At 67.6% G+C, this 20,800-nt stretch carries 15 protein-coding genes; 9 read left to right on the top strand and 6 right to left on the bottom strand.

Translation table 11 applies throughout. The features are described from left to right. Positions 1–368: 368 nt before the first annotated feature. From AC1Q7F_RS25605 to AC1Q7F_RS25570, 8 genes are all read left to right on the top strand, one after another. On the top strand, positions 369–1,430 hold the full coding sequence (locus AC1Q7F_RS25605) for a replication initiation protein (RefSeq protein ID WP_492511383.1): 1,062 nt from the start codon (positions 369–371) through the stop codon (positions 1,428–1,430). Between the two features lie 114 nt (positions 1,431–1,544). Next, entirely contained in the window at positions 1,545–3,191 is a 1,647-nt protein-coding gene (locus tag AC1Q7F_RS25600; RefSeq protein WP_492511382.1) for a M28 family metallopeptidase, read from the top strand. Between the two features lie 327 nt (positions 3,192–3,518). Next, positions 3,519–5,189: a glycoside hydrolase family 43 protein gene (locus tag AC1Q7F_RS25595; protein ID WP_492511381.1), complete on the top strand. Its 1,671-nt coding sequence runs from the start codon at positions 3,519–3,521 to the stop codon at positions 5,187–5,189. A gap of 197 nt (positions 5,190–5,386) precedes the next feature. Beyond that, positions 5,387–7,084: a glycoside hydrolase family 43 protein gene (locus AC1Q7F_RS25590; RefSeq protein WP_492511380.1), complete on the top strand. Its 1,698-nt coding sequence runs from the start codon at positions 5,387–5,389 to the stop codon at positions 7,082–7,084. Positions 7,085–7,087: 3 nt separating this feature from the next. Beyond that, on the top strand, positions 7,088–8,911 hold the full coding sequence (locus AC1Q7F_RS25585) for a glycoside hydrolase family 9 protein (protein ID WP_492511379.1): 1,824 nt from the start codon (positions 7,088–7,090) through the stop codon (positions 8,909–8,911). 105 nt (positions 8,912–9,016) lie between these two features. After that, positions 9,017–9,841, top strand: coding sequence for a DUF2306 domain-containing protein (locus tag AC1Q7F_RS25580; RefSeq protein ID WP_492511378.1), 825 nt, complete (start codon positions 9,017–9,019; stop codon positions 9,839–9,841). A 26-nt stretch (positions 9,842–9,867) separates the two neighbouring features. Continuing rightward, positions 9,868–10,947, top strand: coding sequence for a sensor histidine kinase (locus AC1Q7F_RS25575; protein WP_492511377.1), 1,080 nt, complete (start codon positions 9,868–9,870; stop codon positions 10,945–10,947). After that, entirely contained in the window at positions 10,944–11,732 is a 789-nt protein-coding gene (locus AC1Q7F_RS25570) for a LytR/AlgR family response regulator transcription factor (RefSeq protein ID WP_492511376.1), read from the top strand. Before AC1Q7F_RS25575 ends, AC1Q7F_RS25570 begins: the two co-directional genes overlap by 4 nt. A gap of 72 nt (positions 11,733–11,804) precedes the next feature. On the opposite strand, the gene AC1Q7F_RS25565 is transcribed toward AC1Q7F_RS25570, so the two are convergent. The 6 genes from AC1Q7F_RS25565 to AC1Q7F_RS25540 form a co-directional block, all read right to left on the bottom strand. After that, a complete protein-coding gene (locus AC1Q7F_RS25565; RefSeq protein WP_492511375.1) occupies positions 11,805–14,924 on the bottom strand; it encodes a ligand-binding sensor domain-containing diguanylate cyclase in 3,120 nt (1,039 codons plus the stop codon). A gap of 154 nt (positions 14,925–15,078) precedes the next feature. After that, positions 15,079–15,387 (bottom strand): helix-turn-helix domain-containing protein, encoded by a 309-nt coding sequence (locus AC1Q7F_RS25560; protein WP_492511374.1) that lies wholly within the window; start codon positions 15,385–15,387, stop codon positions 15,079–15,081. Between the two features lie 82 nt (positions 15,388–15,469). Further along, positions 15,470–16,615, bottom strand: a complete 1,146-nt coding sequence (locus AC1Q7F_RS25555; protein WP_492511373.1) for an ABC transporter permease — start codon at positions 16,613–16,615, stop codon at positions 15,470–15,472. After that, entirely contained in the window at positions 16,612–17,574 is a 963-nt protein-coding gene (locus AC1Q7F_RS25550) for an ABC transporter ATP-binding protein (protein ID WP_492511372.1), read from the bottom strand. Before AC1Q7F_RS25550 ends, AC1Q7F_RS25555 begins: the two co-directional genes overlap by 4 nt. After that, entirely contained in the window at positions 17,571–18,518 is a 948-nt protein-coding gene (locus AC1Q7F_RS25545) for an HlyD family secretion protein (protein ID WP_492511371.1), read from the bottom strand. Before AC1Q7F_RS25545 ends, AC1Q7F_RS25550 begins: the two co-directional genes overlap by 4 nt. After that, on the bottom strand, positions 18,515–19,171 hold the full coding sequence (locus tag AC1Q7F_RS25540; RefSeq protein WP_492511370.1) for a TetR/AcrR family transcriptional regulator: 657 nt from the start codon (positions 19,169–19,171) through the stop codon (positions 18,515–18,517). The genes AC1Q7F_RS25545 and AC1Q7F_RS25540 overlap by 4 nt, the downstream gene beginning before the upstream one ends. 267 nt (positions 19,172–19,438) lie before the next feature. Here AC1Q7F_RS25540 and AC1Q7F_RS25535 point away from each other — a divergent pair, with 267 nt between their 5' ends. Next, positions 19,439–20,794 carry a protoglobin domain-containing protein gene (locus AC1Q7F_RS25535; RefSeq protein WP_492511369.1) on the top strand — a complete coding sequence of 452 codons (1,356 nt, stop codon included), beginning with the start codon at positions 19,439–19,441 and terminating at the stop codon, positions 20,792–20,794. The last annotated feature ends 6 nt before the right edge of the window (positions 20,795–20,800 follow it).

The raw sequence follows: 20,800 nt of genomic DNA, 5'->3' as shown, positions 1-20,800 counted from the left end.
GGTGGCGGCGGGGGGCCATCCGGCCCTATAATGCCCAGCACGGGTACCTGAACCCTGGCGAAATCTCCGAATGCGCGCCGCTGCCGGTGGGAATTCCGGCCATCGTCTCCCCTGGCGAAATCTCCGAATCCCTTGAATTCCCAGCCTTTCCTGAAGTTCCTAAGATTCCTAGTAAGATTCCTAAGGCCCGAATCCCCCAATCATTCCAACCGCTTGCGACCCCCTTTCCGGAGGTTTCGCCAGCCCTTCGGGGAGGTTTCGCCAGCCCCGAACCGGAGTTTTGGCCAGAGCCGAACCGGAGTTTTGGCCAGGGTGGGGCGGGGGAATTCGGAGTTGCCGGCCCCCAACCTCCGACCTACACTCCCCCCATGGCAGCGAAACCACCCAGCCCCGGCCCGGCGCCCCGCAAGACCCCCCTCACCCTGGTGAAGGCCACGGGGGCGGTGGAGATCAAGGCCGATGCCGACCTGACGCTGGCTGACCGCCGCCTGTTCAACCATCTGCTGGCCCATGCATACGAAAGCCTGGGCAAGGTGGAAAGCCATTCGATCGAGCTGGCCTCCATCCGCCGGTTCGCGGCGGAGGTGCGCGACGGCACGGCCGATGTCAACAATACCCGCCTGAAGGCCAGCATCGAAACTTTGCAGAAGGTGCTGTGCCAGTTCAACTATCTGCGCTCCGATGGTACCGCCGGCTGGGAAAGCTCGCAATTGCTGGGCCCCTGCCGGATCGAGGGCGGGACCCTGACCTACACCTTCCATAATTGGGTGTCCGAACGCCTGCGCGAGCCGGCGCTATATTCCTATCTGTCGCTGCGCATCATCTATGAGTTTGAGAGCAAATATGCGCTGACGCTCTATGAGGTGCTGAAGCGCTATTCCGACCGCAACGCCGCCGAGCCCTATTGGCAGACCAAGGTGGATGAGCTGCGGGGCATCCTGGGCTGCATGGACAAGCTGAAGGACTGGAAGGACCTGCGCAAATACGCGCTCGACCCGGCGCTGGAGGAGATCGGCCGGCTGGGGGAGTTCATGGCCACCCTGCATGAGATCCGCCAGGGCGGCGGGCGCGGCGGCGGGCGCGTCGTCGGCTGCGTCTTCCGCATCCACCGCAAGACGGCCGAGGATGTGGAGCGCGCCGCCAAGGAGATGGCCAAGCCCAAGACCCAGCGCCGGGGCGAACGCCTGGCGGCGCGCGAGGATGGGCTGTTCGCCGCCAAGGCCGATGCCGCCCTGCGTTTCCTGGAAGGCACGGAAGTTTCCAAGCGCATGGAATGGGCCAAGCGTGCCGAACAGCTGGGCATGACCCTGCCGCCCGCCGCCACCGCCAAGGAAAACCTGAAAAAATGGGTGCCCGCCCTGGCCGAGGTGATTGTGGAGGAGGAGCGGCTGCGCGTGCGGACCCCGCGCGCGGCGGTGGCAGAGGGCTGAGCTGACCGCCGGTCCCTGGTTGCCGCAGATTTCGGCACCGGCGCTTAAGCAGTTGGTAAGGTTTCCGGTCTCTGTTATGGATCGTATACGTTATCCAGGGAGCTTCAACCGGACATGAAGTACCTATTGCTGGCCACAGCGGCCCTTGCTTCCACCCTGGCCTTCGCGGCCGAACCGCAGTTCGACATGAAGCGCGTATCCGACGATATCCGCGTGCTGTCGGCCGATGATTTCCAGGGCCGCGGGCCCGCGACCGTGGGGGAAACCAAGACCCTCGCCTTCCTGATCGACAAGATGAAGGCGGCCGGGCTGGAGCCGGGCGGCACCATCGGTCCCGATGGCAAGCGCGGTTGGACCCAGGATGTGCCGCTGCGCATGTCCGACATCGTGGGCAAGCCCAGCCTGTCGCTGAGCTATGGCGGCAAGGCCCATGCCCTGACCCAGGCCAAGGAGATCGCGGTGCGCGCCGCCCTGACGGGCCAGGACAGCGTGACGATCAAGGATGCGCCGCTGGTTTTTGTCGGCTATGGCATCAAGGCGCCGGAACGCGGCTGGGACGATTTCAAGGGCCAGGATGTGAAGGGCAAGATCCTGGTCGTCCTGATCAACGATCCGGATTTCGAGGGGCCGGAGGGTAAGTTCGGCGGCAAGGCCATGACCTATTACGGCCGCTGGACCTACAAGTACGAGGAGGCGGCCCGCCTGGGTGCTGCCGGCGTCCTGATCGTGCATGAGAGCGCACCCGCCTCCTATGGCTGGGCGACGGTGGCCAGTTCCAACCCCAACACGATGTTCGACATCGTGCGCACCGATCCCAAATCGGCCCATACCGCGTTCGAAAGCTGGATCCAGCGCGACGTCGCCGTCGACCTGTTCAAGGCCGCCGGCCTGGATTTCGACACGCTGCGGGAAGCCGCGCGCAAGGATGATTTCCAGCCGGTGCCCCTGAAGGCCACCCTGTCGGCCGATTACAAGGTGAAGACCCAGATCATCACCTCCAAGAACGTGCTGGGCCGCATCACCGGGTCCAAGTACCCGGATGAGACATTGGCCTATACCGCGCATTGGGACCATATCGGCGTGGGTGAACCCGACGCCAATGGCGACAATATCTTCAACGGCGCCCTGGACAATGCCTCGGGCATCGCCACCCTGCTGGAGCTGGGCCGCGCCTTCAAGGCGGCCGGTCCGACCGAACGTTCCGTCCTGTTCCTGGCGGTGACGGCGGAGGAAAAGGGCCTGCTGGGTTCCACCTATTATGCCAGCAACCCGGTCTGGCCGCTGGCCAAGACGGTGGGCGTGCTGAACATGGACGGCACCATCGGACCGGGTCCCGCCAAGGATTTCACCATCTCCGGCACGGCCAAGCTGGGCCTGCTCGACCTGCTGATCGAGGAGGGCCGGAAGGTCGGCCGCACCTATACGCCCGATCCGCGGGTGGAGGCCGGCGGCTTCTTCCGCTCCGACCATTTCCCCATGGCCAAGGTCGGCGTGCCCGCCATTTCCTTCGGTGGCGGCATCGATCTGGTCAATGGCGGTGTGACGGCCGGCAAGGCCTGGCGCGATGCCTATGTCAAGGACAAGTACCACCAGCCCGATGATGAATGGTCGGCGGACTGGAACCTGGAAGGGGCCAAGCTGGACATGGGCCTGCTCTACGGCCTGGGCCGCCGCCTGGCCGACGGCCGCGACTGGCCCAACTGGAGCCAGGACAGCGAGTTCCGCGCCGCGCGGGATGTGAGTGCGGCGGAGCGGAAATAGTATTTCCTCGCCCTCTCCCGCGTGAAGGGGGAGAGGGTTCCTGGGCACCTTCATTCCCGTTCTCTCTACCGTCACCCCGGCGCAAGCCGGGGCCCAGTTCGTAGAGCAAAGCGCTCGTTATTCTGGACCCGGCTTGCGCCGGGGTGACGGTAGAAATTACTGGAACCCTCACAGCCCAGACTTCCCCGAGTTCTCGCGAGCGAGGGGGCAGCCCCCTGACAACCCTGTCAAACCCCTGGACAGGTCCACCCTGTTTCCTCATGATAACGCTAACAATCCGAAACGGATGGCGTTGGGGGGAACATGGTCAGGGGATGTTGGGCGCCAATGCTTGCGCTTGCGCTGGTGTTGGGATTATCCGACACCGGATATGGCGCTGAGGCGCGGTTCGACTGGTTTGAGTATCAGGGGGCCGATCCGATCGACGCCAAGGTCATCCTGGAGCCCGGCAAATACCGCAATCCCATCCTGGCCGGCTTCTATCCCGATCCATCGGTGACGCGGGTCGGGGATGATTTCTATCTGGTCAATTCCAGCTTCGGCTGGCTGCCGGGCCTGCCGGTCTTCCATTCCCGCGATCTGGTCAACTGGACGCAAATCTCCAACGCCATCGACCGGCCGGGCATGGTGGATTTTGGCCAAGGTGGGTTGACCGGTGGCCTGTTCGCGCCGTCCATCAGCCACCATGACGGCCTGTTCTACATCGTCAATACCTGCTTTTATTGCGGCGGCAATTACGTCATCACCGCGCGCGACCCCAAAGGCCCGTGGAGTGACCCCGTCTGGCTGAAGGATCTGGGCCATGGCATCGACCCGTCCCTGTTCTTCGACAAGGATGGCCGGGCCTGGATCGTCAATAATGACCTGCCGGCCGGGGGCAAGGAGTTGTATGAGGGCCACCGCGCCCTGTGGATCCAGGAATTCGATCCCAAGCGCCTGACCACCACCGGGCCGCGCACGATGATTGTCAGCGGTGGCGTCGATATCGCCAGCAAACCCGTCTATGTCGAAGGCCCGCATCTCTATGCCAGGGATGGCTGGTACTATCTGACGGCGGCGGAGGGGGGCACCGGCCCCCTGCATGCCCAGATGATCTGGCGGTCCCGGTCGCCCACCGGCCCCTATGAGGCCGGGCCCGTCAACCCGATCCTGACGCAGCGCGACCTGTCGCCGGGCCGGAGCGATCCGGTGGAGGCGGCGGGCCATGCCGATCTGGTGCAGCTTCCCAATGGCGACTGGTGGGCCGTCTTCCTGGCCGTGCGCCCCTATGCCGGGGGCGAGATGTTCAATACCGGGCGGGACACGTTCCTGCTGCCGGTGCGCTGGGTCGATGGCTGGCCCCGCATCCTGGATGCCGGCAGCCCCATCCCGCGCAAGGCGACCCGGCCCCACCTGACGCCGGGCGAACCGGCGGCGCTGCCCACCACCGGCCCGATGCGCATCCGCGATGATTTCGACGGGCCGGACCTGGCCCCGTACTGGATGACCCCGCGCCGGCTGGGCGGCAACTGGCACCGGCTGGCGGGTGGGGCGCTGTCCCTCACCCCCCGCCCGGTGGGCCTGGGCGACCGGGCCGATCCCGCGCTCTGGGCGCGGCGCCAGCAGCATATGGAGGCGCGCTTCACCACCGAGCTGACCTTCACCCCCGACCGGCCCGGCGAGCGCGCCGGTCTGGCGGTGATCCAGAATGACGAGCATTGGTACTGCCTGACGGTGGAGCGGGCCGGGGACGGCACCCGCCTGGTCAGCCTGGCCGTGCGGGCGGGGGCGACGCAGGACAAGGACGGCCATGTGCTGGCCACCCTGCCGGTGCCGGCCACCGGCCCGCTCCAGCTGCGCGTGACGGCGCGCGGCGGGGCCTATGATTTTCTGGTCTCCAGCGGTCCGGAAGGCTGGGTGCCGGTGCTGACCGGGGCCGACGGCACCATCCTGTCCACGGCCAGGGCCGGCGGCTTTCTGGGCGTGCTGGTCGGTCCCTATGCGGAGGCGGGGCGGTAGGTGAAGTTCGGGCTGCAAGGGGTATCAGCACTCTCTACCGTCACCCCGGCGCAGGCCGGGGCCCAGTTCGTAGAGCGAAGCGCTTGTCATATGGGCCCCGGCCTGCGCCGGGGTGACGGCGGAAGCAGGTGGCAATGACGGTGCCCCAAGCAATCTGTTGAAAGACCAACAACCAAACCATCAAACGGGAGGATAATATGGGACGCATCGTTCCAGCCCTGGCAATGCTGGTGGCGCTGCTGGCCGCATCCGCGGCACCGGCCGCTGAACAGGTCCAGGCCCGCTTCGACTGGCTGGAGTACCGGGGATCCGACCCGTCGGACGCCGTGGCCGTGCCGGGGCCGGGGGAGTATCGCAACCCCATCCTGACCGGCTATTACCCCGATCCGTCGATCACGCGGGTGGGGGATGATTATTACCTGGTCAATTCCACCTTCAGCTGGTTTCCCGGCATCCCGATCTTCCATTCGCGCGACCTGGTGAACTGGACGCAAATCGGCAATGCCATCGACCGGCCAGGCCAGCTGGATTTCAAGGATCTGGGCCTGTCGCGCGGCGTGTTCGCGCCCGCCATCGATTATCATGACGGCACCTTCTACATCCTGAACACCTGTGTGGATTGCGGCGGCAATTTCATCATCACCGCCAAGGATCCCAAGGGCCCCTGGTCCGATCCCGTCTGGCTGCCCGATCTGGAGGGCGGGATCGACCCGTCGATCTTCTTCGATACCGATGGCCGTACCTGGATCCTGAATAACGGCCCGCCGGTGGGGGAGCCGCTGTACCAGGGCCACCGCGCCATCTGGGTGCAGGAATTCGATCTGAAAACCATGAAGACCATCGGCGCCCGCACGGTGCTGGTCAATGGCGGGGTCGATCTGTCCAAGAAGCCGATCTGGATCGAAGGGCCGCATATCTTCCGGAAGGATGGTTATTATTATCTGATCTGTGCGGAGGGTGGGACGGCCATCAACCATTCGCAGGTGGTGCTGCGCGGGTCCTCGCCCACCGGTCCCTTCACGCCCAATCCCGCCAATCCCATCCTGACGCAGCGCGATCTGGACCCGGCCCGGCCCTATCCCGTCACCTCGGCCGGCCATGCCGATTTCGTGGTGACGCCCAAGGGCGACTGGTGGGCCAGCTTCCTGGCCATCCGCCCCTATGGCGATGATCTCTACAATACCGGGCGGGAGACGTTCTTGATGCCGGTGCGCTGGGTCGATGGCTGGCCGCGCATCACCGAACCGGGACAGCCCATCCCCCTGACCCATGTCCGGCCCGACCTGCCGGCCCAGCCGGCGCCGCCCGTGCCGACCTCCGGCGCCTTTCAGGTGCGCGACGGGTTCGATGGCCCGTCGCTGCCGCCCTATTGGATGATGGCGCGCAATCCCAAGGGGAAATGGTCTGCGCTGAAGGATGGGTTCCTGGTGCTGGACCTGCGGCCCGTGGGCCTGTCCGACCATGGCAATCCCTCCTTCTGGGCCCGCCGCCAGCAGCATCACAATGCCGTGCTGGAAACCGAACTGCATTTCACTCCCGACGCCGCCGGCCAGCGCGCGGGGCTGGCGGCGGTGCAGAGCGATGAGTACTGGTTGCGCTTCACCATCGAACGCGACGGCCAGGGCACGGTCGCCCGCGTCGCCCTGCGCGACGGCAAGGACAGGCCCGCCGACGGCACGCTGCTGGCCGGGCTGGCGGTGCCATCGGCCGGCCCCTACCGGCTGCGCATCACGGCGCGGGGTGGGGAATACGACTTCCATGTCGCCGGGCCGGGCCAGGACTGGCGCCCTGTCCTGACCGGGGCCGATGGCACCATCCTGTCGACGAAGAAGGCCGGCGGCTTCATCGGCGCCATGATCGGGCCCTTCGCCCAGGCCGCGGCCGGGGGGCGCTGACCCATGCGCCCGTCCCTGATCCTGCTGGCCTTCCTGGCCCTGACCCTTCCCGCCATGGCCCAGGACGCGCCCGTCAATCCGGTGCGCCTGAACCAGGCGGGCCTGCTGGCCAAGGGGCCGAAGCAGGCGATCATCCCCGATGCGGCGACCCGGCCGCTGCCCTGGACCCTGATTGATGCCGGGGGCCGGACCCTGGCCAGCGGCACGACCCGCGTCACCGGCAACGACATGTCGTCGGGCCAGCACCTGCATCGGGTGGATTTCAGCAGCGTCGGCGCCACGGGGGAGGGGTTTACCCTGGCGGTGGGTGACAGGATCAGCCGCTCCTTCGCCATCGGCGCCGGCCCGTATAGGGCGTTGAAGCGCGACGCGCTGGCCTATTTCTATCATAACCGCGCCGGCACGCCCATCGAGGCGCGGTTTGTCGGCGATGCCTGGGCCCGCCCTGCCGGCCATTCCAGGGAAATCGCCCCCTGCTTCGGCGGCAAGGACAAGGCCGGGAATGACTGGCCGGCCTGCGGCCACAGCCTGGACGTCACCGGCGGCTGGTACGATGCCGGCGACCATGGCAAATACGTGGTCAATGGCGGCATCGCGCTCTGGACCCTGCTGAACCTGCATGAACGCCAGGCATTGCGGGGCGGCGTTCCTGCCTTCCCCGACGGGGCCGCCGCCATCCCGGAGGCGGGCAACGGCGTGGATGACCTGCTGGACGAGGCGCGCTGGCAGATGGAATTCATGCTGGCCATGCAGGTGCCGGCGGGTGCGCGCATGGCCCTGCCGCTGGGCCCGCAGAATGCCAGGTCCAAGCTCACCTTCACCCCCGATATCGACATCTCGGGCATGGCCCATCACAAGGTGGCGGATGAACGCTGGACCGGCCTGCCGCTGGCCCCGCATCAGGACCCTGAACGCCGCTTCCTCTATCCGCCGTCCACCGCCGCCACCTTGAACCTGGCCGCCAATGCGGCGCAGGCGGCGCGCCTCTGGAAAAGCATCGACCCCGCCTTTGCCGAACGCTGCCTGAAGGCGTCCGTGCGCGCCTGGCAGGCGGCATTGCGCGTGCCGGACGCCCTGGCCCTGGGCGATTTCAACGGCAGCGGCGGCTATGGTGATGGTGATGTGTCGGATGAGTTCTTCTGGGCGGCATCGGAACTGCTGGCCACGACGCGCCAGCCTTTGTTCGCTGAGGTGGTCACCCGGTCGCAGCATTTTCAGCGCGACGCGATGCAGGAACCTTCCTGGGGCCAGACCGCCCCCCTGGGATCGCTGACCCTGCTGCTGCATCCCGACGTGCTGAAGGAGGTGGATGCCATTCGTCTGGCCCGGTCCCTGACCAGGGCGGCCGATGGCTTTCTGACGCTGGCCGATGCTGATGGCTATCGCCAGCCCCTCTCGCCCGAGGGCTATGGCTGGGGGTCCAATTCCACCTTGATGAACCGGGCGCTGATCCTGGCCTATGCGAGCGATATGACGGGGCAGGCCAGGTATCGCGACGCGGTGGTGGATGTGGCCTCATACCTGCTGGGCCGCAATCCGCTGGACATCTCCTATGTCACCGGCTACGGCGCGCGGTCCATGGCCCACCCCCATCACCGCTTCTGGGCGCGGGTGCTGGACCCGGCATTCCCGCCGCCGCCGCCGGGCGTGGTGTCGGGGGGGCCCAATCTCACCAGCCTGGGCGACGAGGCGCGCAAGCGTATCGGGCCCTGCGCGCCGCAGACCTGCTGGAAGGACGATATCGACCTGTTCACGGTGAACGAGGTCACCATCAACTGGAACGCGCCGCTGGTCTGGCTGGCGGCGTGGCTGGATGAGGGGCGGTAGGGGTGCTACCCCCACCCATCGCACCTATCCGTCATTCGTCGCACCTTCACCCCATCGACCGCCCATCGGCGTCAGGATCAGCCATCACCTTGATGGAGAAACCTGATGTCCCTGGCCGCGACGATCCCTGAAACCGCCCGCCCCGACCCTGCCACCGCCAGACGCTGGCTGGGTCGGGCGGGGCTGCTCTGGCTGCTGGTGGCCATTGCCGGGCAGATGATCTTTGCCCTCTATGTCATGGCAACCCATGGGCGGGAATGGCTGACAGGTCAGGGGCTGCGGGGCGGGCCGGTGGAGGGGCTGGTTCCGGGTGATGTCCTGGGCAATGCGCTTTATGCCCTGCATATGCTGTTCGCGGTGGTGATCATTGTGGGTGGGGCCTTGCAGCTCTGGCCCGCGCTCCGCCGCCACCGGCCTGCCTTTCACCGCTGGACGGGCCGCACCTATATGATCGCCGCCACTATTCTGTCGCTGGGCGGGATCGGGTTGATCCTGCTGCGCGGCACGGTGGGCAGTACGCTGATGCATGTGGGGACCTGCCTGAATGGCGTGGTCATCCTGGTCTGCGCCGGCATGGCCTGGATGCTGGCGCGGCGGCGGCAGTTCGATAGCCATCGCCGCTGGGCGCTGCGCCTGTTCCTGGCGGTCAGCGGGGTCTGGTTCTTCCGGGTCATGTTCATGCTGTGGATGCTGATTTTCCAGGCACCCGTAGGCTTTGATCCCAAAACCTTTACCGGACCCCTGCCGGAGACGCTGTCCTTCGCGCAATATCTGCTGCCGCTGGCGGTTTTGCAGCTCTACTTCCACGCCATGGACCGGGGCGGTTCTGTGCTGCGGCTGGGCACGGCGGGGCTGCTGACGGTACTGGCGCTGCTCACCGTCGGTGGTATCTTCGGTGCGACCATGGGTATGTGGCTGCCCCGGCTGTGATACGGGGCGATGGGAAGGACGGGTGGATGGACGCGACCGCCGGCAGTATCGGGCACAGGCTGCTGGCCATCATCCATTGGCGCCGGCTGCGGGTGGCGGCGGTCCTGGCCGGCATCTTCTCCCTGCTGCTGCTGCCGGCCTGGGAGAACCATGTCTGGCTGCTGCCGCTGCGGATGTTTGTCATCTGCCTGATGTGCGTGCTGGCCTTCGGCTTCTGGGAACGGTTTCCCCGCCGTCTGCCCCGCTGGATCGCGCGCTGGGTGGTGCAGGTGCTGGCCGTGGCGCTGACGGTGCCGCCCACCATGGTGGTAATCTACATCCTCACCGGACCAGAGGTGGGGCCCGCCCTGTGGCAGGATAAGCCGCGTCTGCAATCGCTGTTCGTCATGATCGTGCTGGGCCTGCTGATCGGGCCGTGGGTGGCGCTTGGTGCCTTGGTGCGGCAGCGCGAGGCCATGGCCCGGCATCAGGCCCTGTCCTTTGCCCTGGAACGCAGCGAGTTGGAACGCCGGGCCACCGATGCCCGCCTCGCTCTGATGCAGGCACAGGTGCAGCCGCATTTCCTGTTCAACACGCTGGCCAATGTCCGGGCCTTGGTGGAGACAGGCTCACCACAGGCCCTGCCCGTGCTGGACAGCCTGATCGCCTATCTGCGGGCCGCCGTGCCGCGCCTGAACGCCACCGCCGCGACCCTGGGGGACGAGCTGGCGCTGGTTCAGGCCTATCTGGACATCATGCGCACCCGCATGCCCGACCGTCTGTCCTTCCGCATTGATGCCACCCCCGACCTGTTGGCGCTGCCCTGTCTGGCCATGTCCGTGCTGACCCTGGTGGAGAATGCCGTGCGCCATGGCATCGACCCGGATGAGGAGGGCGGGGAGATCGCGGTGCTGGTGCGGGTGGAGGGCGGGATCTGTCATGTCCGCGTCGATGATGGCGGGGTGGGCCTGCGCCCCGGCACGGGCGGTCTGGGTACCGGCCTTGCCACCCTGCGCCAGCGTCTGGCCCTGTCCTTCGGTCCCGCTGCCAGCCTGTCGCTGGTGGAACGGGAAACCGGCGGGGTCAGCGCCCGCCTGTCCTGGCCGGTGACGGGAGCGACCGCATGACCCGCCCCCTCCTGTGTCCCACCGCCCTGGTCGCCGAGGATGAACCCCTGCTGCGCGAAACCCTGATCCGGCAGCTTGCCCTGGCCTGGCCGGAATTGGCGGTGGTGGCCCAGGCGCGCAACGGCCGCCAGGCCGTGGAACTGTTCGAGGTCCACCGCCCCGCCATCTGTTTCCTGGATGTGCATATGCCCGGATTGTCGGGGGTGGAGGCGGCCCGTGCCATCGGCCGGCGGGCGCATCTGGTCTTTGTCACCGCCTTCGACCGGTACGCGGTGGAGGCCTTTGCGCAAGGGGCGCTGGATTATCTGGTGAAGCCGGTGGCCGCCGAACGGCTGGCCGACACGGTGGCGCGGCTGAAACAGCGGCTGGGCGCGGCGGAGCCGGCGGCAGTGCCCGACGATCTGCTGGCCCGGCTGGCGGCCCACCTGCGCCCCTCACCGGCACCCCGCCTGACCTGGCTGCGGGCCTCTGTCGGGCCGGTGGTGCGGATGATCGCGGCCGAGGATGTGGATTTCCTGCTGGCCGGCGACAAATACACCCATGTCGGCTGGCGCGGGGAGGCAGGGGCGGCCCAGGAGGCCGTGATCCGCACCCCCATCAAGGATCTGGCCGAACAGCTGGACCCCGACCGTTTCGCCCAGGTCCATCGCGGTGCCATCGTCAACCTGCGTGCCATCAGCCATGTGGTCCGCGCGGAGAACGAGACGGCGACCATCCACCTGAAGGGCAGGGGGGAAACGATCCCGGTCAGCCGGGCTTACCTGCATCTGTTCCGGCAGATGTGAGGGATTGGTCGTGGGCTTCTTGCGATGTTGCCGGGCACCGGATGCGCTGAGGAGACGGACAATTCCTTCCCCTCACGCCGCCACCACCCGGTTGCGCCCGGCTGCCTTGGCGGCGTAGAGCGCGCTGTCGGTACGGTTGAACAGGCTGGTCTGGGTCTCCCGCTGCGGGTCGGCCTGGGCCAGGCCGATGCTGACCGTCACCCGGATGGTCACCCCGTCCAGCACCACCGGCGTGTCGCCCACGGCGGTACGGATGCGTTCCGCCGCGATCAGGGCGGCGCTGGCGTCGGTATGGGAGGTCAGCACCACAAACTCCTCCCCGCCATAGCGGGCCAGCAGGTCGGTGCCGCGCAGCGCGTCCTGCGCCCGGTGCGCCACCTCGCGCAGCACCGTGTCGCCCACCAGATGGCCGTAGGTGTCGTTGACCTCCTTGAAATGGTCCAGGTCCAGCATCAGCACGCAGAAGGGCTGGCCATGGCGCAGGGATGCGCTCCATTCTTGGTCCAGCCGCTCCATGAACGCGCGGCGGTTATGGATGCCGGTCAGCGGATCGCGCGTGGCCAGCTCGGCCAACCGCTCGTTGGCGTCGCGCAGGCTGGCGGTGCGTTCGGCCACCTTGGCCTCCAGATCGCGGGTGGCGTCGCTCAGCTTTTCGATGCGGGCGCGTTCCAGCAGCATGACGATGCCCGCCCCCACCGACAGGGCCAGCACCACGCCCAGGAACCGCACCCAGGCCCATTCGTACCAGAGATGGGGGACGGCCACGCCCACCAGGCGTTCGGCCACCACCGTGCCGGCCGGGTCCAGGGCACGCAGGCGCAGGGCATAGCGGCCGGGCGGCAGGTTGGTATAGGCGGCGACCCGCCGCTCCCCCTCCGGCTCCACCCAGTCGGTATCGAATCCTTCCAGCCGGTAGGCGTAATGCACCATGCCGGAGACGGCGAAGTCCAGCAGGGCGAATTCCACGGTCAGGCGGCGGTTGCCGGGCGGCAGGCTGATATCCGGGTCGGCACCGGGCAGGTTCAGGGCGCTGGCATTGGTCGGCTGCCCGCCCGCCAGCACCCGCGTCACGGCCAGCGCGTCCAGATAGGCGTGGGCCCGGATGCGCGACGGCTGCACCAGGGTGATGCCGTTGGTGCCGCCGAACACCAGCCCGCCATCCGGCAGGGTGGTGGCCGATCCCGGCAGGTAGGAGGAGACATTGTGCGCCGCCCCCGGCAGCAGTCGCGCGACGCTGAAATCATTGGGATCGATGGCGGCCAGGCCATTGTCGGTCGATGCCCAGATGCGGCCGTCCGACCCCAGCGCCAGACTGGCGATGGTGTTGGACGGCATGCCATGCTGCCGCGACACGGTGCGGAAGGTGGGGGATGCGCCCGGCACCAGCGGTTCATGCATCAGCGCCACGCCGCCGCCCACCGTGCCCAGCCACAGCCGCCCCTGCCGGTCCAGCGTCAAGGCCGACACGTAATCATGCGGCAGGCTGTCGGCCCGGTCAGGCTCGCGGCGGAAATGCCGGAAACGGCCATCGGGTGACAGCAGGTTCAGGCCATTGGCCGTGCCCACCCAGGTCGACCCGTCGGTCCGCGGCAGGATGGCCCAGACCTCGTTGTTGGACAGGCTGTCGGGTTTGCCGGGATCGGCGGTGAACAGCGTGGCCTGCCCGTCGGCCAGCGATTGCCGCACCAGGCCGTAATAGGTGCCGATCCACAAATGCTGCTCGCCGACGCGCATGGTGGTGACGTCACGGGTCTGCGTGCCGGGCAGGGGGACGGGAAGCGGCGTGCGCTCACCGCCCTTGATGCGCAGCCGGGCCAGCCCCGCCGTGCCCACCCACAGATCGGCGCCGGCCCCCTGGATAGCATAGACGGGCGTGCCGGCCCGACCGCCCGGCCCCACCCCGCGCCCGAAAGGGATGATATGGCCGCTGGACAGGTCCAGCCGGTCCAGCCCGCCATCATCCTGGCCCAGCCACAGGCCGCCATCGGCGGCCGTCCACAGGCTCCAGGCGTCGCGGCCGGAAAAGCCGCGCGACTGGCCCAGGGCGATGTTGGCGATGCCCGACGGCATTGAATTGTGCCAGGCCACCCCCATGTTGGTGGCAACCCAGACCACCCCACCCCGGTCCTTCAGGATGCCGCGGGTGAAATTGCCCTTCAGCGCGCTGGGAACGTTAGGATCGGCCCGGAACAGGCGCATGCGGTCCTGGCCGATGTCATATTCCGCCACCCCGCCGCCGAACAGCGCGATCCACAGCACGCCCGGCCGCTCCTCCACGATGCCGCGCACCGTGGCCCGGCCCAGGGGCGTGTCGCGCCCGGTCAGCCGGGGATGGGAGCGTGCCTGGTGGTCATTGGGGCCGACGGAGATGACGCCGCCGCCATTGCTGCCGATCCAGACCCGCCCTTCCGGATCCTCATAGAAACACCAGATGCCGGTGGAGAGCGCAAAGGTGCTGTCCCTGTCCCCGCCCTCCAGCACATGCCAGCTGCCGGTGCCGGCGGCACGGCGGGCCACGCCCTTTTCCGTCCCCGCCCACAGCGTCCCGCGGCTGTCGCTGAAGACGGAGAAGACATAGCCGTCGGGGAATCCCTGCTCCCCCGCCCGCACCCGTTCGCGCACCGTCAGGTCGCGGGCCACATGATCCAGCCCGGCGACGGTGGCCACCCATACGCCGTCCTGCCCATCGGGGGCCAGCGCATAGACCTGGACATGGCCCAGCCCGTCGGGCCCGGCGCCCAGCGTGGTGAACCGGTCGCTGCGCGGGTCGTAATAGGCGACGCCGGCGGTGTGCGTCCCCAGCCACATGCCGCCATCCGAGGTTGGCAGCAGGGCGCGCACAAAGCCGTTGGGCGGCGATCCGGGGTCGTGGGGATCATGCTCGAAACTGCGGGTGGCATAGCCGTCGAACCGGTTCAGCCCCCCCAGCGTGCCGATCCAGATGAAACCCGTGGCATCCTGGGCGAGCGCCATAACGGTATTGTTGGACAGGCCGTTGGTGGTGGACAGGTTCTGGAACCCCACCTCCGCCCGTTCGGCCAGTATGGCAGAGGGATCGGCAGCCCACGCCGGGACACCGGCAAGGATGGTGAAGACAAGGGCAAAGCAAATCAACCCGGAACGGCAGGCGGCCCCCAGGACAAACAAAGTCGAACCGGCCATCGGCACCAGACCTCGACGGCTGCCACGCACCTATCGATACCCCGCCTCATCAGATGACATATCATCGTATCTCAACTTTCTGGGTAAATCTCAAGGGCAGGTTGAGAGACAAAGTTGAGATAATGGTTGACGGTTCTGCAACGATGGCATGGGCATCCGGTTGATGCCCAACCCATTGGTGATCTCATCCCACGGGCCGGCGCACCCGTGACGGCCGCTTCTGGCGGCGCAGCACCTCATCCAGGGACGGGGGCTCATCCTCCGGCTGGAACAGCATCTGGAAAGGGTGGCCCGCACCCAGCAGATCGGCGACCTTGACGAAATTCTCCAGGCTGCCGGCCCCCCTGCGTTCCATCATCCGGTAGGTGGACAAAGGAATGCCCGACCGGTCGGCGACATCCCGCTGGCGCAGCTGTCGCTGGATGCGCAGGTCCCGCAGCCGGCCGCCGATGGCCATGCAAATCTCCGACGGGATTTCCTTAAGGATCAACATTTCGTCACTTACAGGCTGAAATCGCAGATAAGGGATAGCATAATATCCCTTATCTGCAAACCGATGCCCGTCGCCGCCCCCCTCAATCCAGCGTCTGCCGGTAGCGTTTGACCGCCAGCACCGACACGGCCAGCAGGAAGGCCAGCATGGGCCAGAGGTCGGGCCAGATCTGGGGGAAGCCGCTGCCCTTCAGCATCACCCCGCGCACAACGCGCAGGAAATGGGTCAGCGGCAGCACCTCCCCGATGGTCTGGGCCCAGTCGGGCATGCCCCGGAACGGGAACATGAAGCCCGACATCAGGATCGACGGCAGGAAGAAGAAGAAGCTCATCTGCATGGCCTGCAGCTGGCTGCGGGCCAGGGTGGAAAACAGGAAGCCCACGGCCAGGTTGGCGATGATGAAGATGATCATGCCGGTGCCGAGCGCTGCCGGATTGCCCAGCATGGGCACGCCGAACAGCAGGCGCGCGGCGGTCATGATCACCGCCACCTGCATCGCACCCACCAGGATGAAGGGGGACAGCTTGCCCAGCATCACCTCCGTCGGGCGCACGGGCATGGCCAGCAGGTTCTCCATGGTCCCGCGCTCGCGTTCGCGCGTCACGGCCATGGCGGTCATGATGATCATGGTCATGGTCAGGATGGTGCCCATCAGGCCCGGCACGATATTATGCTGGGTCAGGCCCTCAGGATTATAACGGCGCTGCACGCGCAGGTCGACGGGACCGGGCACGGGCGCCAGGGGGGCAAGCGGGCCGGTCAGGGTTGCCGTCATCACGCTGTCCAGGATGCGCTGCAGGGCACCCACGGCATTGCCGGTGGCGGCCGGGTCGGTGGCGTCGGCCATGACCAGCAGCGCCGGCCGCTCACCCCGCATCAGGTCGGTGCCGAACCCGACCGGGATTTCCACCGCGAACTGCACCTTGCCCTGGTCCAGCAGCAGGTCCAGCTGCTGCGGGCTGTCGGCGGTCAGGGTCAGGTCGAAATAATTGCTGGTCTGCAGGGCCGACAGGATGGCGCGGCTGAATTCGCTGTTGTCATGGCTCAGCACCGCGGTCGGCAGGTGCTTGGGATCGGCATTGATGGCAAAGCCGAACAGCGTCAGCTGGATCAGCGGAATGCCGACCATCATGGCGAAGGTCAGCCGGTCCCGCCGCATCTGGATGAATTCCTTGATGACCAGGGCCACCAGCCGGGCAGGCGAGAAGCGGGGGGAAAGATCGCTCATGGGGCACCCGCCGGGCGGAAATTGTCCGGGGCCCGGCCCATCAGATGGATGAACGCATCCTCCAGCGTCGGGTCGCCGCGTCGCCAGTCCAGGCCGGCTTCGCCCTGAAACGGCGTCACGGCCGCGTCCAGCGATGCCGCGTCCGGCCCGCTGACATGCAGGGTTGCACCGAACGGGGCGACCATGGTGACGCCCGGCCGGTCCGTCAGGGTGCGGGCCAAGGCGGCGATCCGGTCGGGCGGGCCGGAGACGTGCCAGGTGGACAGGCCCGATCCCGCCACCACGTCGGCCACCGTGCCATCCGCCAGCAGCTTGCCATAGGCGAGGTAGGCGATGCGGTGGCAGCGCTCCGCCTCATCCATATAATGCGTGCTGACCAGCACGGTCATGCCGTCGGCGGCCAGGGCGTGGATCTCGTCCCAGAATTCGCGCCGCGCCTTGGGGTCCACGCCGGCCGTCGGCTCGTCCAGCAGCAGCAGGGCGGGGTCGTGCAGGATGCAGGCGGCCAGCGCCAGACGCTGTTTCCAGCCGCCCGACAGGGTGCCCGCCAGCTGGTCCTTGCGATCCGACAGGCCCAGCCGGTCCAGGGCGGCCGCCACCCGTGCCCGCCGGTCGGCAATGGCATAAAGTCTGGCCACGAAATCCAGGTTCTCCCGGATGGTCAGATCCTCATAGAGGCTGAATTTCTGGGTCATGTAACCGACGCGCTGCTTGATGGCCCAACTGTCGCGGCGGATGTCGAAGCCCAGGCAGGTGCCTTCCCCGGCATCGGGCACCAGCAGGCCGCACAGCATGCGGATGGTGGTGGTCTTGCCGCTGCCGTTGGGCCCCAGGAAGCCATGGATGCGGCCGCGCCCCACGCGCAAGCTGACATTGTCCACCACCGTGCGTCCGCCGAACCGCTTGGTCAGGCCGCGTACATCGATGGCGATACCGGCACCGCTGTCGGCCGGGCTCATGGCGCAGGCTCCGCCGAGACCGGCTGGCCGGGATGCAATGCGGCAGGGTCGGGGGTCAATGCCGCCTCCACCCGATAGACCAGCTTGGCGCGGGTTTCCCGGCTATAGATCACCGGCGGGGTATATTCCGCCTCCGACGCGATGCGCGTGACCCGTGCGGTCAGGCCCGGCTTGCAGCCATCGCAGGTGACGGACAGCGTGGCGCCGGGCGCCAGCGAGGCCCGGCGCGCCTCCGGCACGAACAGCACCAGCTTGACATGGCCGGGCGGCAGCAGGCTGACCACCACGCCGCCGGCCGGTGCCCATTCGCCGGGCCTGCGCACGATATCATCGACCAGCGCGTCGACCGGGCTGTCGACATGGCGCTGCGACAGGCGCCATTGCGCCTGGGCCAGGGCGGCGCGGGCGGCCGCCACCGACGCTTCGGCGGCGGCCAGCTGGTCGGGGCGGGCGGGCAGACGGGCCGTCGCCAGCTGCGCCGTCGCCTGTTCCAGCCGGGCGGCGGCCTGCGACGCGGTCGCCTGGGCCTGTTCCAGCCGGGACCGGGCCGCCACGCTTTCCGCGGCCAGGGATTTCTGCCGGTCCAGATCCTGGCGGGCCAGTTTCAGGGCGGCGTCGGCCTCCCGCCGCTGTGCCTGGAAGCCGGCGATCTCCTCCGCCCGCGCGCCCAGCCGGCGGTCGGCCAGGGCGGCTTCCGCCTGGGCCAGACCGGCCGTCGCCTCGGCCAGGGCTGCCTGCGCGCCTGTGTCATCCAGGGTGAACAGGCGCTGGCCGGCCTTGACCATCGTGCCTTCCGCCACCGGCACGGCGCCGATCCAGGCGGCTTCCGGTGCGGCGATGCGCAGGTAGTCACCCTCCACATAGCCCTGCAGGGTGTGCCCATCGCCGGACGGGCCGCAGGCGGCCAGCAGCAGCACCGGCAGGAGGGACAGTGTGCGGATCATACGGCATCTCCCGTGTCCGAATGTGCGGATATCGACCGGATGAACAGGTCGGCATGGGTGGATAGCAGCGTTTCCACGGGCAGCGGCGTCTCCTCCGTCGCGGCGAAGCTGGCCCGCCACAGTGCGGCCATCAGCACGGGCGCCATGAACAGCCGGGCCGTGACCGCCGGGTCGGGCAGGGGCCGGAACTCCCCCGCCGCGATACCGTCGCCGATCAGGCCCGTCAGCAGGCGCAGGCCGCGCTCCACCACCTCCCGCCGGTAGAAGCGGGCCATGTCGGGGAAGTTGCCGGCCTCCGCCAGCACCAGCTTGGGAATGGCCACCAGCCGGGGATTGCCGATCACCGGCGCCAGCCCGGCCAGGATGGCGCGCAGCCGCGACGCGGCACTGCCGCCCCCGGCCCGGCCCGCCACCTCCAGCGCCGCCAGCCGGGGCAGGATGTTCTCGCGCACCAATGCCTCGAACACCGCCTCCTTAGACGGGAAATACAGATAGAAGGTGCCCTTGGCCACGCCGGCCCGGTGCGCGATATCGTCCATGCGGGTGGCGGCGAAACCCCGTTCCGCAAAGCAATCCAGGGCGGCGGCCAGCAGTTCGGCCGGCCGCGCCTCCTTGCGGCGGAAACGGGGACGGGGGGCGCTATCATCATCCATGACGGCATTCGCTAATGACTGAATGGTCAGTTATTAGCGAATGCCGTCAGGACGGTCAAGCGGGATGATGATTTGGTGACGGAATGATTATCTTCTCAACCGCCAACAATGTTATCGTTGTCCGCCGGGCGGTTAACCATGTAATCACCAACTCTGATCACACCGGCCATGATTCATTGTGGTAATCATTGGTGCCTGACCTAGTTCAGTCCTTGGTCAGGCACCGCCCGATCAAGCGGACAGTCAAGGAAAACAAGGGAGTTGATCTTGGAACAGAGTGCCGCCGATCGGGAAGAACGCCTTGCCTTCGTGGGTATCGACGCCGATGTGCGCGCCGTGCTGGCGGATGTGCGTCCCCGGATCGCCGCCGTTCTGCCGGGCATCATCGATGCGTTCTATGCCGACCTGAAGCGCTGGCCGTCGATGATGGCGATGTTCCGCAACGAGGCGGCGATACGCCATGCCCGCGACAAGCAGCTGGAACATTGGCTGAACCTGTTCTCCGGCCGCTTCGACGAGAGCTATTTCAACGGGGTGAAGGCCATCGGCCGGGTGCATTCGGTGCTGGGGCTGGAACCGCGCTGGTACCTGGGCGCCTATGCCGTCACCCTGTCGCGCCTGTATAAGGCGCTGGTCACCGGGTCGGGCAGCCGCTGGAACCCCACCGGCGCGGAGGCGGCGCTGGCCGAGGTGCTGCGCGCCGTCAATCTGGCCGTGATGCTGGACATGGATATGGTCATCTCCGTCTATCTGGAGGAGAATGCCGCCCGCCATAGCCGCAATCTGGACCAGATGGCGGCCCGACTGGACGACCATGTCCGGCATATGGTGGATGGCGTGGCCCAGGCGGCATCGCAGCTGGATGGCAGCGCCGGCCGGATGCGGCAATCGGTGGCCGACACCACCGGCCTGGCCCGGTCCGCCCACACGGCCGCCGACCGCGCCGCCGACAATGTCGCCACCGTGGCGTCCGCGACGGAGGAACTGTCGGCCTCGATCGGGGAAATCGTGTCGCAGGTCGGCCGGTCCACGGCCGTGGCGCGCGAGGCGGTGCTGGAGGCCGGCAATGCCGACAGCACCATCGGCGCCCTGGCGGAGGCGGCGGGCCGCATCAACCAGGTAGTGGACCTGATCGCCGACATTGCCGAACAGACCAACCTGCTGGCGCTGAATGCCACGATCGAGGCGGCACGCGCCGGGGAGGCCGGCAAGGGCTTCGCCGTGGTGGCCGGAGAGGTCAAGCAGCTGGCCAACCAGACCGCGCGGGCCACCCAGGACATCGCCAGTCAGGTTGCCGAAATGCAGGCCCGCATGGGCAAGGCGGTGGACGCCATCGCCACCATCGAGCGCACGATCCGCGAGATGGATCAGATCTCCGGCGCCATCGCGGCGTCCGTGGAACAGCAGGGTGCCGCCACGGCGGAGATCGCCCGCAATGTGCAGATGGCCGCCATGGCCACGGCGGAGGTGGGGGAAAACGTCTCCGGCGTCGCCGGTGCCGCCGACACGGTGGGCACCGTGGCCGGGGAGGTGGGGGCGGCGTCCGCCACCCTGTCGCGCGACGCCGACGGCCTGCGCCAGGGTTTCGACAGCTTCATCGCGGAGCTGCGGGCGGCGAAGTAGGCGCCC

The sequence above is a fragment of the Niveispirillum sp. GW835-FHT14G11 genome (genome assembly GCF_058793615.1).
The sequence above is the reverse complement of the archived record's forward strand: the minus strand, read 5'-3'. Positions and strand labels throughout refer to the sequence as shown.

Bases quoted from the DNA above. Each gene is read 5' to 3' on its own strand.
- AC1Q7F_RS25605 (WP_492511383.1), top strand. From the start codon at position 369: ATGGCAGCGAAACCACCCAGCCCCGGCCCGGCGCCCCGCAAGACCCCC.
- AC1Q7F_RS25600 (WP_492511382.1), top strand. From the start codon at position 1,545: ATGAAGTACCTATTGCTGGCCACAGCGGCCCTTGCTTCCACCCTGGCC.
- AC1Q7F_RS25595 (WP_492511381.1), top strand. From the start codon at position 3,519: ATGCTTGCGCTTGCGCTGGTGTTGGGATTATCCGACACCGGATATGGC.
- AC1Q7F_RS25590 (WP_492511380.1), top strand. From the start codon at position 5,387: ATGGGACGCATCGTTCCAGCCCTGGCAATGCTGGTGGCGCTGCTGGCC.
- AC1Q7F_RS25585 (WP_492511379.1), top strand. From the start codon at position 7,088: ATGCGCCCGTCCCTGATCCTGCTGGCCTTCCTGGCCCTGACCCTTCCC.
- AC1Q7F_RS25580 (WP_492511378.1), top strand. From the start codon at position 9,017: ATGTCCCTGGCCGCGACGATCCCTGAAACCGCCCGCCCCGACCCTGCC.
- AC1Q7F_RS25575 (WP_492511377.1), top strand. From the start codon at position 9,868: ATGGACGCGACCGCCGGCAGTATCGGGCACAGGCTGCTGGCCATCATC.
- AC1Q7F_RS25570 (WP_492511376.1), top strand. From the start codon at position 10,944: ATGACCCGCCCCCTCCTGTGTCCCACCGCCCTGGTCGCCGAGGATGAA.
- AC1Q7F_RS25560 (WP_492511374.1), bottom strand. From the start codon at position 15,387: ATGTTGATCCTTAAGGAAATCCCGTCGGAGATTTGCATGGCCATCGGC.
- AC1Q7F_RS25555 (WP_492511373.1), bottom strand. From the start codon at position 16,615: ATGAGCGATCTTTCCCCCCGCTTCTCGCCTGCCCGGCTGGTGGCCCTG.
- AC1Q7F_RS25550 (WP_492511372.1), bottom strand. From the start codon at position 17,574: ATGAGCCCGGCCGACAGCGGTGCCGGTATCGCCATCGATGTACGCGGC.
- AC1Q7F_RS25545 (WP_492511371.1), bottom strand. From the start codon at position 18,518: ATGATCCGCACACTGTCCCTCCTGCCGGTGCTGCTGCTGGCCGCCTGC.
- AC1Q7F_RS25540 (WP_492511370.1), bottom strand. From the start codon at position 19,171: ATGGATGATGATAGCGCCCCCCGTCCCCGTTTCCGCCGCAAGGAGGCG.